Origin of the sequence: uncultured Gimesia sp., assembly GCF_937910335.1 — a bacterium.
GTDB lineage: Bacteria > Planctomycetota > Planctomycetia > Planctomycetales > Planctomycetaceae > Gimesia.
This window is the reverse complement of record NZ_CALEMX010000428.1, coordinates 1-14745: the sequence shown is the minus strand read 5'-3', so window position 1 is coordinate 14745 and position 14745 is coordinate 1. Positions and strand designations below refer to the sequence as shown.

The window sequence follows — 14745 nt, the reverse complement described above, 5'->3', positions numbered from 1 at the left end:
CGCGCCGAACAGATTCTGAGCAAAATTAAATGATGTTGCTTGCTCTTATTTTAAAATACACGTTTCAAAAATCCTTGGAGACACTACAGTAAACATGGGCACAAGCTAGATCCGCGTGTTTATTAATGATAATGCGTGACGATCGGCGTGATGGTGAATCCAATCACAAAAAAAGCAAGAGTCAACCATCCGATGATGATTCGGATTGGTCCTAATGGAACCGTATCATCTGCTGTAGGAGGATGAGTGATCCCGAAAAAGACCAGCAACAGAATGAGTAGCGAATATCCATATTCATTGTTGTAGATCATATAACAAATTGCTCCCGTCAAGAAAAGCCGTGCGATAAGATTCGCTTTCTTGCCAATCAGCATATAGAGAATGTGGCCTCCATCAAGCTGACCGATGGGTATTAAATTTAAAGCAGTAATGAAAATCCCGACCCATCCTGCAAACATCATCGGGTTGAGCATCACCTCCTGATTCTCTGCTAACGGGCCATGCACAAGCGAGATCATCCACTGTAGAATTAACGGCTCACCAAAACTTATGCCCTGTTTAAGACCAACGGTAGAATTGAGAGTTCCCCAATAAGCAAAGGGGAGCGCAAAGATCAGCCCCGCCAGTGGTCCAGAAACTGCGATATCAAACATCTGTTTGCGATTGGCAACTCCCCCTCTTTGCAGAATGACAGCACCCATCGTACCAATCGGGGTGATAGGCATGGGAATAAAAAATGGTTGTGTGGCAGGGATATGATACCGCCTTGCTTGCAGGTAATGCCCCATTTCGTGTGACAGCAAGATCAGCATCACAGGGCCTGCATAGGAAAAACCACGAAACAGAAATGTGTTCCAGCCAATATCCTGAATGTATGCACACAATAAAGCGAATTGATTAGGAGTTGGGACAAACGGGTTGTTTCCAAGACCGCCGACGATAAATGTACTCAAACAAGTTAATATAAAAAGGATGAGTGGCAGCTTGCTGCGTGGAGGGGTGATGCGAGACGAAGGAAGTGGCTGTTGAGACGAAAAATCCTTAATCTCGGTCTGATAGTCACCCGGTTGAATGATGATGACATTGTCAGAAGGTGGCTGAGGATTCGTTGCGTCAGACATAAGTCCAGATCTAAAATAAAAGTCGTATGATCGGGTTCTCGTATTGTATACTTGAAAATCAATAAAGTGGAGTCGTGATTTCAAGGATTTCATAAATCACAAATTCGATTTATGAATGAAAACCGGTACTAAGTATCATGATCCAGGAATTCCAAGTTTACTTCAGCGGTACTTGCCGGAGCATTCTAGCTGCTCTGAAAACGTAATCAATTCCACTGTATAAAGTGATGATGGCTGCAGACCAGATGGAAATATCTCTTAAAAGGAAAAAGCCAAAAGTATTAAAGGGAGATTCAGGGCTCAATGAGAGCAGACATAAAATAACGGCGACACACTGCACGCCCATTTTAATTTTACCGCTCCAACTCGCAGAAAAATCACGCCCGTGCTGTTCTAGAAATCCACGCAGGCTGGTGATAAACATCTCGCGGCCAATAATGATCAATACAAACCAGGCATTGATTCCGGTTGCAGGTCCGCGTTCCAGTAGAAAAATGAACGCACCACAGATGATAAATTTATCAACAAATGGATCTAAGATTCGCCCGAGCGTGGTAACCTGATTATATTTTCGTGCGAAATAACCATCGAGAAAGTCTGTAGCGGCTGCGATAATAAACAATAGAGCCGAAGTTTTCCACCACCCTTCCAGATAGATAATGACGAAAAGTATGATCGCAAGCACCAACCGGCTGACGGTAATCGTATTAGGCAGATTCCAGATTTCCGGCCCTAGTAATTCAGTTCCTGCTGTTACATTCTCGGACTGATTTTCCGATTGTGAGTTCATATTGCTGCTATGTTTTCAGAAGAATACGAAAGAAGAAAATAAGCGATCAGCAACTCAAAACAAAGGAAATATGAACTACGTCCTTGTACTGTTCACTGGGTTCTGTTCACTGGATTACCTGACTACGATTAAAGCATTTTATCGAATCTGCTAAGAATTTTACAGGTCAGCCTGATTGCTTTTATGGGGATTCATTAATGGATTCGTCAATCGGTAACTCATAAGCGACCAGTTTTGTGTTGCTGCGTACATAAATCCTGGTTTCTGCATACGCCGGGTGAGCCCAGGTTTCCCCGATCACTTTGGTTCGCGAGAATTCCTTATAACCGGCGGGCGTTAACTCGGCCAGAATCAGTTCTCCCTCTGAATTCAAAATGAGCACCCGTGCTGATTGATTGAGCCATACCAGCGTTGCTTGAGGATTTCTACTGTTAGTGGGGGTCATTTGATTGGCGTCATCCCAGATTTTTTTTCCCGTAGCATACTCAAAACAGGTCAGGCCGAATTGTTTGTCCAGCAGATAGGCGTATCCATCGCGATAAAGTGGCTGTGACATCAGCCCCCGTAAGGTGCGGCGGTCTTCCCATTTCAATTTGGCCTGCTCGGGCTTTTTACCAAGCTGAATAGCTTTTGAGCCCTCCCAGTACCCGGCGACAAAGACCAGACCCTCTTTTTCTATGGGGCTGGCAATGGCTACGCCGTAAGTCACTTTATAGGGTATTGACCAGAAATGTTTTCCTGTCTGCGGGGAAACACTATGAATATGATTAGGCGACCAGACAATTAACTGATCCTGACCTTGATGCTGAATTAAGAGCGGAGTTGCATATCCCGCCTGATCGGACAAACTGCGCCAACGCTCTGCTCCCGTTTTACGATCCAGGGCGATGATCGCAGTCCCCTGCTTTTCCCCGCCGGGCATCAGAATTACCAGTTCGCCAATCACATAGGGAGCCGCTGCATAACCCCACTGGGGAACTTTGCCACCAAAATCCGTGACGAGTTGTTTCTTCCAGATGACCTTACCTGTATGAGCGGAGAGGCAAAAGACATCGCCCATTGTTCCCAGTGTATAAACGAAGCCGTCATGGACCGTCGGGGCAACGCGCGGTCCATTTCCATATTCGAGCTTGTTGTAATTGCTGGGATATTCATGCGACCAAAGTTGTTTTCCCGAGAGGGCATCATAACAAAGAATCCGTTCCACATTTTTACGCTGGATTCGGTGACTGTGAATTCCTTCTGCTTTCTTCTGTTCTGCTTTAGATGATGCAGGTCGATCCATCAGGTAAAGGCGTCTCTGAGCAACAGAAATACCGCCGTAACCTCCTCCAATTTCATGTTCCCACAATTTTTTCAAGCCAATTTTTGGCCAACTGGTTTTGATGGGCGGACCGTTCCAGGTTCCATCTCCTCGAGGGCCGCGCCATTGTGGCCATTCTTCGAATTTAGGGGAGATTTTTGAGGAATTACTATTTGGTTTTCCGGCCATAACAGAAACCGGATCGGATATGAGTACCATTAGAATGAGAATGAATAAATAACGCATCGTGATCTCAATTTAGGCAGGGGTAATTCAGGCAGGGTTACTCTGAGCGGTGGAAGTTCGTGACACTTTATTGGATGCAGCCGACAATCAGCCACACTAGATATTTTCTCTGATTGGCAGAGAAAGCTCAAGTGTCAATTCGGAAATGGTCATCAGCCGTTTATGTCAGAACGGATTCAGGAAAATGATCCGGGAGAGATGCAGGGTCGATAAAGGTTTGAAACCACATTTCTAAAACGAGTAGCGACCACAGGCGGGCACTATGATCCCACTGTAGATTGAGGTGTTCGCTGATGAGTTGTTCCACCATGGCCGGGTTGAAAATCTGCCGATCTATGGCCCGCTGGTCCAGCAATACGTCGAACAACAATGGTTTCAGCTCATTACGGAACCAATTGTTAAGGGGCACACCAAAACCCATTTTCTTGCGCGTCTGAATGGATTCTGGCAGAAGATCGGAAAAGGTGTCTGTCAAAATTTGTTTTCCGCGTCCTTTATTCATTTTGAGATTCAGAGGCATCGCTGCGGCCAGTTCCGCGACATGGTGATCCAGAAACGGGCTACGGCATTCCAGGCTGTGCGCCATGCTGGCGATGTCGACTTTTGTCAATATATCACAAGGAAGATAAGACAGGACATCGGCAGCGGTCGTACGGGTGACAAAATCACGATCCGGGCAAAGTTGATAGGCATCGAGCAAAAACTCATCAGTATCGAAATTTCCAAGTTGCTCACGAAATTCGGATGAATACATTTCGAGTCGGCGTTCCGTATCAAAAATGCCGACCCATTTCAAATAGCGACGTTCAGGAGGAACCGCTAGACCAGCGAGGAATCGTTTGACGCGTCGACGAAATGATTTTTGTTCCACAGAAGCAGGCAGTTTTTGCCAGATGGAGGCAGTCATCGTTTTTTTGATAACAGTAGGCAAGCGATCAAACCATTGGGAGAGCGCAACAGCTTTATAGCGGTCGTAGCCAGCAAACAGTTCATCTCCTCCATCGCCAGACAAAGCAACGGTGACTTCCTGGCGTGTGACTTGAGAGAGATACATGGTAGGAATGGCGCTGCTATCCGCGAAGGGTTCATCATAATGCCAGGCAAGCCGGGGAAGCATTTCGAGTGCCTCCGGTTCCACCACATATTCATGATGATCGGTTCCGAGCTTCTTAGCTGCTTCGCGGGCATAAGTGCGTTCGTCAAACTGTTTAACAGGAAAACCGATCGAAAAAGTATGCACCGGACGATCAGACATGCTCTGCATTAATCCCGCAATGATGGTGGAATCGATTCCACCCGAAAGAAATGCTCCGAGAGGTACATCGCTGCGCATACGGATTTTAACAGATTCGGTAAGCCTGTCTCTTAGTGCCTCTGACCATTGCTGCGGAGTTTGAAACGGGAACTCTGGATTCGATTCCGGATTTTGATACGGGGGAGTCCAGTAGCGTTCAATCCTGAGTTGACCTTGCTCATAGATGGCACGATGTGCGGGGGGAAGTTTCTGATAACCTTTCAGAATTGACCAGGGATGTGGTACGTATTGATAAGCGAGAAATAAATCGATGGCGCGAGGATCAACGGTTCTGCTTGCGTCCGGCATTTGCAAAAGTGACTTCAACTCGCTGGCGAAGCTGAGGCTGCCCGCTTGTTCCCGGTAGAAAAGAGGTTTCTGCCCGATTCGGTCGCGTGCCAGGAAGAGACGCTGACGGCGCTCGTCCCAGATCGCCAAGGCAAACATGCCTCGTAAACGTTCTACACAGGCGGTCCCCTGCTCTTCATACAGATGTACGATTACTTCCGTATCGGATTCTGTTTTGAATTGATGCCCTTGTTGCATGAGCTCTTTTCTGAGCTCCTGATAGTTATAAATTTCACCATTAAATGCGATCCAGATGGAACCATCTTCGTTAGAGAGCGGTTGATGTCCGGTTCCCAGGTCGATAATGGAAAGCCTGCGGTGACCTAATGCCGCACCGATTTCTGAAGTAGGTTTGAAATCGGAAAGCGTATTCTCATCAGAAAAAAGAAAGGATTTAGCAGTGAGATCGGAATGATAACCGCCTGAGTCATCAGGGCCACGATGCGAAATAACATCGGTCATGCGTTTGAGCACACTCGGAGAAATATTTTTATCCCGCGTGGTCCACGAGGTCCCGGTAATTCCGCACATGAATCAAATTCTAATTATGATCGAAGAAAAAAAAGCAGAACACGGCTAAAAGCTAGATAAGCACTTCACGATAAAGCGCGGCGTAGCTCTGTACCATTTTATCGACACTGAATTCCTCTTGCATCCTTTTTTGCGAAGCAGTTCCTAATTCTTTCGCCAGTGCCGGGTCGGCAAGGATGCGTTCCGCATATTGTGCATATCCGGTGCAATCACCAACGGATGATAAAAAACCTGTTTTGCCATGCACTACCAGTTCCTGGTTTGGCTGGATATCACTGGCAATGACGGGAATTCCATACGACATTGCCTCCATGATACTGTTTGATTGACCTTCAAAGTCACTGGCCAGAAGGAACAATTCGAACATTGGAAACAATTTTTTGACGTCCGGGCGGTGCCCCAGAAAACGGACATGCGGGGTAACCGTATACTTGTGAGCCAGTTGTTCCAGCTTGGCGCGTTCCGGGCCATCACCGATGATGAGCAATATGACGTTGTCATTCATCTGTCGTAAAAGTTGTAAGGCCCAGAGAAGATCTTCCACGCGTTTTTGTCTGGCCAGACGACCGACAAAGGCAATCAGACGTGCGTCTTTGGGAAGATTATGCTCCTGGTAAAGTCGATTCTTTGTGGTTTCACAAACAGTGGAATCTGGTATCGGAATTCCATTACAGACGACTCGCAGAATTGATTCCGGGACGTTTTTCTCGTGATAAAAATCAGCAACGCCTTGAGAATTGCCAACCAGGAGAGAAGTCTGATTGAGTAATCTACGATCGATATTATGTTGCCAGTTACTTTTCCAGGAATCGACACAGCGCTCGGAAACGATGACTTTGGGTCGTTTTTGAGAAGCAGGCAGACGTTTCACTGCCATCCTGCCATAAGCGTTTGCAGCAAAGAGCCAAGTGTGCAGAATATCTGGTTGTTGCTGCAGAATTAACCTTTTCAGTGCACGATATGCGAAAGGGTCGAATTTAAAGCGTTTTTTTAAATTGGTTACCGGGATCTGATGTTCTTTCAGGACCTCTTCATAGGGGCCACCTCGCGTGAGAGTGATCACATTCACTTCAAATTCATCATGGGGTAAACCAGTGGCCAGCAGAGTAAGCTGTTTTTCTGCACCGGATTGATCCAGAGTCGGAATAAGAAGGCTGACTTTAATCACAATGGAATGATTCGCAATCGTTGCAGAGAATTGTTTTTGAGTTCACTCTTTGAACAGAGTCTATAGTATTTTATAATGAGTCCAAAAGATCAATATCTGTTATTGGCGTTTTGTAATTCTGTATCATAGATCGGCTACTGATGATCGTACAGTTTGGATCTGCCCGGATTGAGTTAGTATTGGGAGATATTACCGTTCAACGGGTCGATGTCATCGTCAACGCAGCGAATGCACAGTTGGCCGGCGGTGGAGGTGTAGATGGTGCCATTCATCTGGCAGCGGGTCCGGAAATCATGGAAGAGCTCCAGCGTCGCTATCCAGATGGTTGTCCGACAGGTAGTGCTGTTGTGACTTCTGGCGGAAATTTACACTCGCGGTATGTCTTTCACGCGGTCGGGCCGATCTGGCAGGGAGGCGGAATAAAAGAGAGTGGATTGTTAGAGTCGGCTTATCAGATATGTCTGTCTCTGGCAGAGAAGCATACATGTCGCACGCTGGCATTCCCTTCGATCAGTACCGGCGTGTATCGCTATCCAGTCGATTTAGCTGCGGAGATAGCTTTACGAACCGTCGCAGTCAAACTGGAAACTTCGGATCAATTGGATCTCGTTCGATTTGTCTTGTTTGATCAGGGCACATTCGGCAGTTACGCCCGGGTCCTCGAAACAATGTTAATTTGAAACAATACTCGGACCTGTCTTCAAAACTCAGTCGTGGTACAGTTTCTCGAATTTGATCTGAATCGAGAGTGGATTGCCACTGATTACTCCAATTGGCTTGCCGGGCTGAGGACTTCCGGAAAGATTTCGTAATTCCGACTGTTTCGGTACAGACTTTTATTTCGAAGTGCATAGAATAACAGTATATAAAAAAAGACATTCTTACTCTTCTTGATTTGGATCGATTTATGAAGCGACAAATCTTCTCTTGGTTGCCACTCATCACCTTGGTGCTTTTATTTGCATGTGAAAAACAGAATCATGCAGATGACCCTGCCAAAAATAATACACAGAAATCAGCTAAAAAGAGTTCCAACTCAACCACAAAATCGAAGCCAGAAAACGAAGGGTTGGTGGCACTCAATAAGCAGAAAACCGTACTACTTGATGTAGAGGGGAAACGTCTGTTGTTGAGAACTCAGGTTTGTTTGCAGGAAGGCGTGTTAGAAATGCTCTGCTGTAAAAAGCAGACGAAGGAACACGAATCGATTCTTTCAATCGATACTTCGGCACAGGCCATACATGCCGGCCTGCTTGCCATCGGTGCCAAGGCGGGATCGCCGGTAAAATTTTCACCCAAGTATCAACCGCCACAAGGACAAAAGTTGAATCTCTATCTTCAATGGAAGGATAAAAAGGGAAAACTATATCGTGAATTAGCACAAGATTGGGTCCGCACTGCCACCAATCGCTATTTTACCAGTAAGCTGGATATGCTGCCTGAAGGCGTGGTCATCGATAAGGAAAAAAATGAATTACGATACGACGAAAAGTACAAGGAGTTGATCTGGTTCGGTCAGATGTCCAAAAAATCCCGTGATGACTTTCTTGCCATGTCGAGGAATAAACCCTTCCAGGCGGCGATCAATAAATTCTATGATGAAAGCCAAATACATACCATGAAAGCGGACTGGGTCTTTACAGGCAGTGGTTTTTCGGTTGATGAGACAACGGGGGAAAAAATTTACCATGCCGAAAGTGGCGACTTAATCTGTGTTGCCAACTTTCCAACTGCAATCATTGATATCAATATTGCAAGCTCTTCTACGGGGGAAGGAAATCTACTATACGAGGCCAATCCGGATAAAATTCCCCCGCGTGGCACCCCTGTTACGATTGAAATCTCAGTCGCTAAGAAATAATTCAATTAATAAGAGCGAATGCTTTTTTCATAGCGGCGGCAGTGGCGGAAACTGCTTGATCTGCGGGTAATTTTCTAAGAGCTGCATTGAATGGTTCTGCGCGAACCGGGCCATCATAGCCAAGTTGATTCAACGTATTCAAGAATGTTGCCAGATCAATCACACCGGTTGCCATGGGCAGTTCGCGTTTCTGATCAATCTGCTCATCCACGGCAAGACCTGCGGGTGCATCATTCAGATCCACGGCAACAATGTCAGCGTTAGTTAATGTAAGCAAATCTTCTTTAGTTTCATGTGCGGTGTACCAGTGCCAGCTGTCCATGACCAACCCCACACCTTTTACATCAATTTCAGCAATCAGTTCCTTCGTTTCAGGCATCGAATGAATGTAAGGATATTTTTTGCTCGACCAGAGAGTTTTCGGTCCAACATATTCTAATCCGAATCTTAACCCGTGATCTGCCAGAATTTGTGAGATTTGTTTGAGGCGACGTGCATGCTGTTTGAAGTTAGCGTTATAGGTCAATTCGTTATGAGTAGGCATCAACCAGGTTCCCGTTCGTGTGACTCCCGCTCGTTGTAAGGCGGCTGAAGAAGCCGGTAGCGCAGCAATTCCTTTCTTGAATGTGGCTTCGTCTTTGCGAAAGTCAACAGGCATACCCGCAGCACTGAATACCAGATTCTTACTTTGCATCTCTGATTTTAAGTCTGCTAATTGACGTTCAGTGAGTTTTCCCAGATAGCCTGCATCGGGCACAACTGCTTCAAAACCGAACCGGGACGCATAATCGATGGCCTGTTTTTGATTGGCTTTCACGCCGATGCGACCGCAGGAGAGGTCCAGTTTCATCAATCTTGGCCTGGGTTTTGACAGTGAAGCGGAGGTGAAACTCGTTAAAACACCTGAGAACAGGGCAGCACTCGAAGATTGTATAAATGTGCGTCGATTGAAAGTCATTTGCTAAGCCTTTCCTGATGGAGATTAATGATTTCATTCAGAGTGAAACCATTCAGAACCGGTCTCTCACGAAAGTTAAGAGAGCATCGTATCCTTAAGTGATTATAGAACAATGTTTTATAAAAATAAAATGCAGGACGGTATTTTCTGATTTTGGATGAGTTCAGTTTAAGAAAGTACAGTCAGAAATGGGTGAAGTAAATTCTGGTAATTTGGGATGAGATTGTGGGTTTAATCTAATCTGAACCCGAATCGATCTGGGAACGGTTCTGATTCTCAGCTGGCATCAGTTTCGCTAATACTAAACAGCAGTAAATGACGAATTTTTAGTCATAGCTGTCCTGAATTTATGAAGGCACCTGTTCAACAGTGAGGTTGATCAGTGCCATGTTTTGAGTAAATCTGAAAAAGTCAGTCACAATTATGATCTGCACGTTCTGAAGTTTTTGAGAACTGACCAGTCATGATTATGTTTTTCCAGATTACTGAAGGCAAAGAGATTACATGAAAATAAATATTCGCCAGGCACACAAATGGATTTTGATGTGCTGGCCAAATCATATCACCACGACGGGCAAGCCCGGTTTACGTCTTATCACGGATGAATGGATCACGTTCTCGAGATTCAGTTCAGACAAGACGGTGCCTTGCATTTTCTTAGCGAAAAGGAACGGTACCGCATGATGCGCATGCTAAAAATCAGATCACAACACCATTTTTCGAATATGTTGGCATCCGCCATCTTTTCGGCAGCGATCGGAATCCTTTATTTTAGCTTTGACCCTTCTCCGGCCGATGCTGATCCGAGTGATATGGCGATCATGGCAATGAAGCCTGTCCCGATACCAGTCATCGCCTATAAACCGACCAACCTGTCTGAGCCGCAACAGACAATGAAACGGGATGGCAGCACCAAGCAGGCACCTCAGCAAAATGGTACTTTAACCGGTCGCATGGCATTGTTGATGAATATGTTACTCCTGGAAAAAGGGTGTCGCTATCTCGAAACCGTTCCGGATTACACAACAACATTTTCCAAGCAGGAATTTGTTGGAGGCGCATTATCAGAGAATCAGGTGATCAATCTGAAATGCCGCCATAAGCCTTTCAGTGTTTACATGAAATGGGTTGTAGGAGATAAGGGACAGGAGCTTCTTTATGTGAATGGCCAGAATGAGAATAAGATGCTAGTGAAGATGGGAGGCCTGAAAGGGCGACTTGTCCCTACATTGAAACTTGATCCTACGGGTTCTTTAGCAATGCAGGAATCACGCTATCCGATCACGAAGGCTGGAATTATGGCTCTTGCGGAAGAGATCATTGGATATCGCAAAAAAGACCTTGATTTAAATCTCAATACCGAATGTGTGATGCTGCCAAATCAGAAATTTGATGGAAAAGAATGTTATTGCTTCATTGCTCACTTTGCCAATGCCAAAGAATCTGACATCTATCGTAAATCAGTTATCTATATTGATCAAAAAACTTGCCTGCCAATATTTGTGCGGGGATTTGGCTGGCCTGAAGATGGTATGGCCAGTGCTTCTCCGGAAGAGTTGGATGAAAAGACTCTAATTGAATCTTATTCTTTTACTGATATCAATATGCAATCTGAACTGGCCACATCAGAGTTCAGTAAATCGAACAAGAATTATCGTTTTCGCAAATAAGCGACCGCATTTTTAATAAATGGAATATGCATAAATCGCCCGTCTCGAGCTTTCAGAGTTTGAGATGGGCGATTGCTGCTTCCGGGGTCATGATATAGCTTAAATAAAACGGTCCGAATTCCGCATACTTGGCCGATGCTTTATCAAATCGCATTGTGTAGACGATTTCCTTAATCGGCTCCGGAGCGCGACCCCAGAGTGTAACGCCCCATTCCCAGTCGTCAAAGCCCGTAGATGCAGTGATGACTTGCACGACGCGACCGGCGAATTTCATTCCGCTCAGGCCATGTTCCGCCATCATACTGTAACGGTTGCTGAACTGTTCCATGTACCAGTTGGCACCGGGCACGCGCGATTTATTCATCGGGTAAAAAGTACAAACAGGGAAATCTGGAAACTCCGGATAGATCCGCTGTTGATTCATCGCGGGTAGACGGCTTTCATATGCTTTAAGTTTGGCTTGAAATGCCGGGCTTTCCGGGTCAGTTCCCTCCTGCTTCAACTTTGCCGTATATTGTTCCAGCGTGGGAACGTACTCCGAAATTTCCGTGATGGAAACAAACGAATAAGTGGGAATCAATGCCGGTCCCAGTTCGCAAGCACGAATCGCCTGTTGAATACTGTCGAGTTTGATAGGATCAGGGTCCATCACAAGCACCTGCAAATCGGCTTTATGCCCGGAAACGATAGAAGACTGAATCCGAACAGGAGCGTCTTCACGATCAGGATTGAGCAGGGTTGCAAGCGTTTCGCGTCCTGCTGCACGAGTCTTCTGATCGATCTGGTTCAAAACACCCTGATCAACGCGGTAGTACAAATGCAGGCAATGCCAGCCTTCAGTCATCCTGGTGGTGGGGTCAGGCATCGGAGTAGAACTATGGGGAGGACGATTCACGTCGGTTTACCTTGTAAATTAAGATACGTAAAGATTGATTATCAAGGTAGACTCGCAGCAGTCAATATACAAAACGAGCAACCTGAAACTGATTATAGCGGAACTCCGGTACAGAAAAAACACTGGAGCGTCTTTGGATGCTATTTGATTTCCGTTTCGCTCTAATTTTCCTGAATCTGAAGTTGTTTTGCATCCCATCCCAGTTGTTGGCTGACTTTGGCAGGATACATCCAGTCCTCTGCATTTACTTTACTGAGTTTCACCCGAGTGCGACTGGCGGCCATCGCGAGCGCTTGAGGCACATCCAGAAATCGCAGTACATTCAGCAGTGCGGGGCCATTCTGATGCGATGCAGGCATGCCGGTCAGATCCAGTTCGTTAATTCCTTTTTCAAAGAGAGAAGCATACAGACAAAGTGCAGCAGTATTTCCCGTTCCCACCAGCCTCAATTCGGATTTCGCGAAGTCCGGTTGTCTCTTCAATTCCTGAATTGCACGCCGAACATCCCAACTCTGCATTCCTTCCAGAGATTGTCCTAACAGGTAAAACCGACGTTTGATCTGAATCTGCTTCCGTTTTTCAGGATTCCAACTGCTCAAGCCAATTCCCCTTGGTGCAAAATAGGCAACAGCCGTCTTCTGGTCTACGACCTGTTGTCGCAGTTTCTGGTAAAGATCGGGTGAAATCTTAGATTTCGAGTTTTGCGAAAACGAATCTGGAAATACAGGAGCAAGCACTTGAGTAAAGGCTTCCCATTCCTCTTGATTCAAGACATTCAATGTCGCTTGCCCGATCCCTTTTTCGGGACTCTTTTCGGGAACGATAATGAACAATTTGAGAGGAACGTGTGTCTGGCTGTCAAAGGTAACCGTTTTCAGCGTGAGCCCGTCTTTGGTCGCGGTTGCGACTTTCGTTTTGGTTGTAGTATCATTTTTCTTTGGCCAGGCGCGGAAGGATTTGGTGAGCAGCAGCTTTTTCCATTCTGCAGATTGTTGTTCCCATTGCTGAGTGTCTTGCGGAATCGTTGCTTTGGTCTGTTTGACAAATGATTCGTGTATTTTCGTATTTTTCTGGTCTTTAGGTAGTGTTTTAAATACCTTGAGTTCTTCCGGCGTATGGAATTTCGTCGCTGCCATTTCAATCAAAGAGTCATCGCCTTTCAGGAAATGGTTAAACCAATGGAAAGCATGAATTCGCAATTCCTGAGTATCTTTGTGTGGCCCCTCTGTAATCTGTAGACCCAAATTTTGGGGGACACCATACAATTCGTAAATCTGCATAGTTTTTCGGTAAACGTCAACCACTCCATCAAGTGGAAAGATACTGTCTTTATCGGTATTGGAAATCAATAAAGGACGCGGTGCCACCAGCGCCGCGACTTGGGCATAGTCCCACTGATAAGTGTTGACCATAAACATACAGTCACAATGCCCTTCGACGGCTCCATCGATCACATAATTCTTGAGATTTGTGATTCCCGCGACCGGGACAGATGCCTTAATTCGTTCATCAATGGCGGAGATCCACCAGCTATAGGCACCCCCGCCCGAGCGGCCTGTGACACCCAGCTTTTCGCCATCCACTTCCGGTCGCGACTGCAGATAATCCAGAGCGCGAATACAATTCCAGGCTTCTACACCAGCCGGTGTATAACCGCGGGAAAGCCACCACCACATCCCTTCCCGATAAGTTCCATGATGCAGTCCTTCGATTTCACCCAGTTGCAATGTGTCGATCGTCAGGCAGACATAACCATTTCTGGCAAACCAGGCACCATGATGTTGGTAATGTGCTTTGCTGCCGTAACTGATCCCGTTTTTTTTAACATTCCCATGTCCGCAGACATAGAGTATTGCAGGGATTTTGCCTTCCTGTTTGATCGGACGGTACAGGTTTCCTGTAACATGTAATCCGGGACGAGACTGGAATGTAATATTTTCCACAATAAAACCAGCACTAGTAGTACTGTGAGTAATTTTAGTTTTCAGATCAGTTTTCGCTGGCAAAGGTGAGAGTCCGAGCATTTCAAATAGCTGTGTTCGATAGACGCTCCGTTTCTTTTCCCAGGTTTCCAGATCTTTAATATTCTTCAAACTACGTTTGGCCAATTTCTCGGCGTGATAACGAAAATAGTCACTCAGTTGCTGGTCTGCAGGGCTGGCTCCAATGACCTTGCGTTTATTGATAACAGGATTTGCACCCTGTGAGCTACCAATCTGAAGAAACAATCCAATGAAAGTCAACGCGATTACATTAAGACGGTGTCGTTTCTGAGTCATCACAAATCCTGTTGTATTCAGAGGTGGGAGACTTTGGTGAGAATTTGATAAACAATGCTTAGAATTGTATCAGGTCACGTGATCGCTGTCAGCCAGTTACCTGTCATTCTCGAAGGCACAACACAAATTACTAATATGATTTGTAAGCTTCTTTGAAACAAAACGTCAAAATTTTACTAAGAAACCGACCTGTTTTTGCGAACCACAGACAAGAATCAATCGTCATCTTTGTATTGTTTTTCCCTGTCACAGTAATTGGTTCACAGTAATTGGTTTTCTGT

11 protein-coding genes are annotated in these 14745 nt (G+C 45.7%); 3 read left to right on the top strand and 8 right to left on the bottom strand.

Features of this window, described 5'->3' with window-relative positions; all coding sequences use genetic code 11:
- Window positions 1-122 precede the first annotated feature (122 nt).
- The 5 genes from Q0668_RS17000 to Q0668_RS16980 all read right to left on the bottom strand — a co-directional run bounded on the left by Q0668_RS17000 (window position 123) and on the right by Q0668_RS16980 (window position 6801).
- Window positions 123-1121: a site-2 protease family protein gene (locus Q0668_RS17000; RefSeq protein WP_298866782.1), complete on the bottom strand. Its 999-nt coding sequence runs from the start codon at window positions 1119-1121 to the stop codon at window positions 123-125.
- 157 nt (window positions 1122-1278) lie between these two features.
- Window positions 1279-1911 carry a CDP-diacylglycerol--glycerol-3-phosphate 3-phosphatidyltransferase gene (pgsA, locus tag Q0668_RS16995; protein WP_298866780.1) on the bottom strand — a complete coding sequence of 211 codons (633 nt, stop codon included), beginning with the start codon at window positions 1909-1911 and terminating at the stop codon, window positions 1279-1281.
- Window positions 1912-2092: 181 nt separating this feature from the next.
- Entirely contained in the window at window positions 2093-3460 is a 1368-nt protein-coding gene (locus Q0668_RS16990; RefSeq protein WP_298866778.1) for a PQQ-binding-like beta-propeller repeat protein, read from the bottom strand.
- A gap of 160 nt (window positions 3461-3620) precedes the next feature.
- Complete coding sequence (gene asnB, locus Q0668_RS16985) at window positions 3621-5633, bottom strand: asparagine synthase (glutamine-hydrolyzing) (RefSeq protein WP_298866777.1); 2013 nt, start codon at window positions 5631-5633, stop codon at window positions 3621-3623.
- A gap of 52 nt (window positions 5634-5685) precedes the next feature.
- Window positions 5686-6801: a glycosyltransferase gene (locus Q0668_RS16980; RefSeq protein ID WP_298866775.1), complete on the bottom strand. Its 1116-nt coding sequence runs from the start codon at window positions 6799-6801 to the stop codon at window positions 5686-5688.
- Between the two features lie 140 nt (window positions 6802-6941).
- On the opposite strand from Q0668_RS16980, the gene Q0668_RS16975 reads away from it, so the two are divergent.
- Together Q0668_RS16975 and Q0668_RS16970 are read left to right on the top strand one after the other, a co-directional pair.
- Complete coding sequence (locus tag Q0668_RS16975) at window positions 6942-7481, top strand: macro domain-containing protein (RefSeq protein ID WP_298866773.1); 540 nt, start codon at window positions 6942-6944, stop codon at window positions 7479-7481.
- A 227-nt stretch (window positions 7482-7708) separates the two neighbouring features.
- The gene (locus Q0668_RS16970) at window positions 7709-8662 is read left to right on the top strand and encodes a YdjY domain-containing protein (RefSeq protein ID WP_298866771.1); all 954 of its coding nucleotides are present in this window, start codon (window positions 7709-7711) and stop codon (window positions 8660-8662) included.
- Window position 8663: 1 nt separating this feature from the next.
- Here the strand turns inward: Q0668_RS16970 and Q0668_RS16965 are convergent, their stop codons facing one another.
- On the bottom strand, window positions 8664-9512 hold the full coding sequence (locus Q0668_RS16965) for a sugar phosphate isomerase/epimerase family protein (RefSeq protein WP_298866769.1): 849 nt from the start codon (window positions 9510-9512) through the stop codon (window positions 8664-8666).
- Window positions 9513-10300: 788 nt separating this feature from the next.
- Here Q0668_RS16965 and Q0668_RS16960 point away from each other — a divergent pair.
- Complete coding sequence (locus Q0668_RS16960) at window positions 10301-11290, top strand: DUF1571 domain-containing protein (RefSeq protein WP_298866767.1); 990 nt, start codon at window positions 10301-10303, stop codon at window positions 11288-11290.
- Between the two features lie 52 nt (window positions 11291-11342).
- Here Q0668_RS16960 and hemQ read toward each other — a convergent pair whose 3' ends face one another.
- Both hemQ and Q0668_RS16950 read right to left on the bottom strand, forming a co-directional pair.
- The gene (gene hemQ, locus Q0668_RS16955) at window positions 11343-12185 is read right to left on the bottom strand and encodes a hydrogen peroxide-dependent heme synthase (RefSeq protein WP_298866765.1); all 843 of its coding nucleotides are present in this window, start codon (window positions 12183-12185) and stop codon (window positions 11343-11345) included.
- Between the two features lie 161 nt (window positions 12186-12346).
- Window positions 12347-14464 carry an acetylxylan esterase gene (locus Q0668_RS16950; protein ID WP_298866763.1) on the bottom strand — a complete coding sequence of 706 codons (2118 nt, stop codon included), beginning with the start codon at window positions 14462-14464 and terminating at the stop codon, window positions 12347-12349.
- Between the last annotated feature and the right edge of the window lie 281 nt (window positions 14465-14745).

Coding starts and splice junctions, on each gene's coding strand:
- Q0668_RS17000 (WP_298866782.1), bottom strand. CDS start 1,121: ATGTCTGACGCAACGAATCCTCAGCCACCTTCTGACAATGTCATCATC.
- pgsA (WP_298866780.1), bottom strand. CDS start 1,911: ATGAACTCACAATCGGAAAATCAGTCCGAGAATGTAACAGCAGGAACT.
- Q0668_RS16990 (WP_298866778.1), bottom strand. CDS start 3,460: ATGCGTTATTTATTCATTCTCATTCTAATGGTACTCATATCCGATCCG.
- asnB (WP_298866777.1), bottom strand. CDS start 5,633: ATGTGCGGAATTACCGGGACCTCGTGGACCACGCGGGATAAAAATATT.
- Q0668_RS16975 (WP_298866773.1), top strand. CDS start 6,942: ATGATCGTACAGTTTGGATCTGCCCGGATTGAGTTAGTATTGGGAGAT.
- Q0668_RS16970 (WP_298866771.1), top strand. CDS start 7,709: ATGAAGCGACAAATCTTCTCTTGGTTGCCACTCATCACCTTGGTGCTT.
- Q0668_RS16965 (WP_298866769.1), bottom strand. CDS start 9,512: ATGAAACTGGACCTCTCCTGCGGTCGCATCGGCGTGAAAGCCAATCAA.
- Q0668_RS16960 (WP_298866767.1), top strand. CDS start 10,301: ATGATGCGCATGCTAAAAATCAGATCACAACACCATTTTTCGAATATG.
- Q0668_RS16950 (WP_298866763.1), bottom strand. CDS start 14,464: ATGACTCAGAAACGACACCGTCTTAATGTAATCGCGTTGACTTTCATT.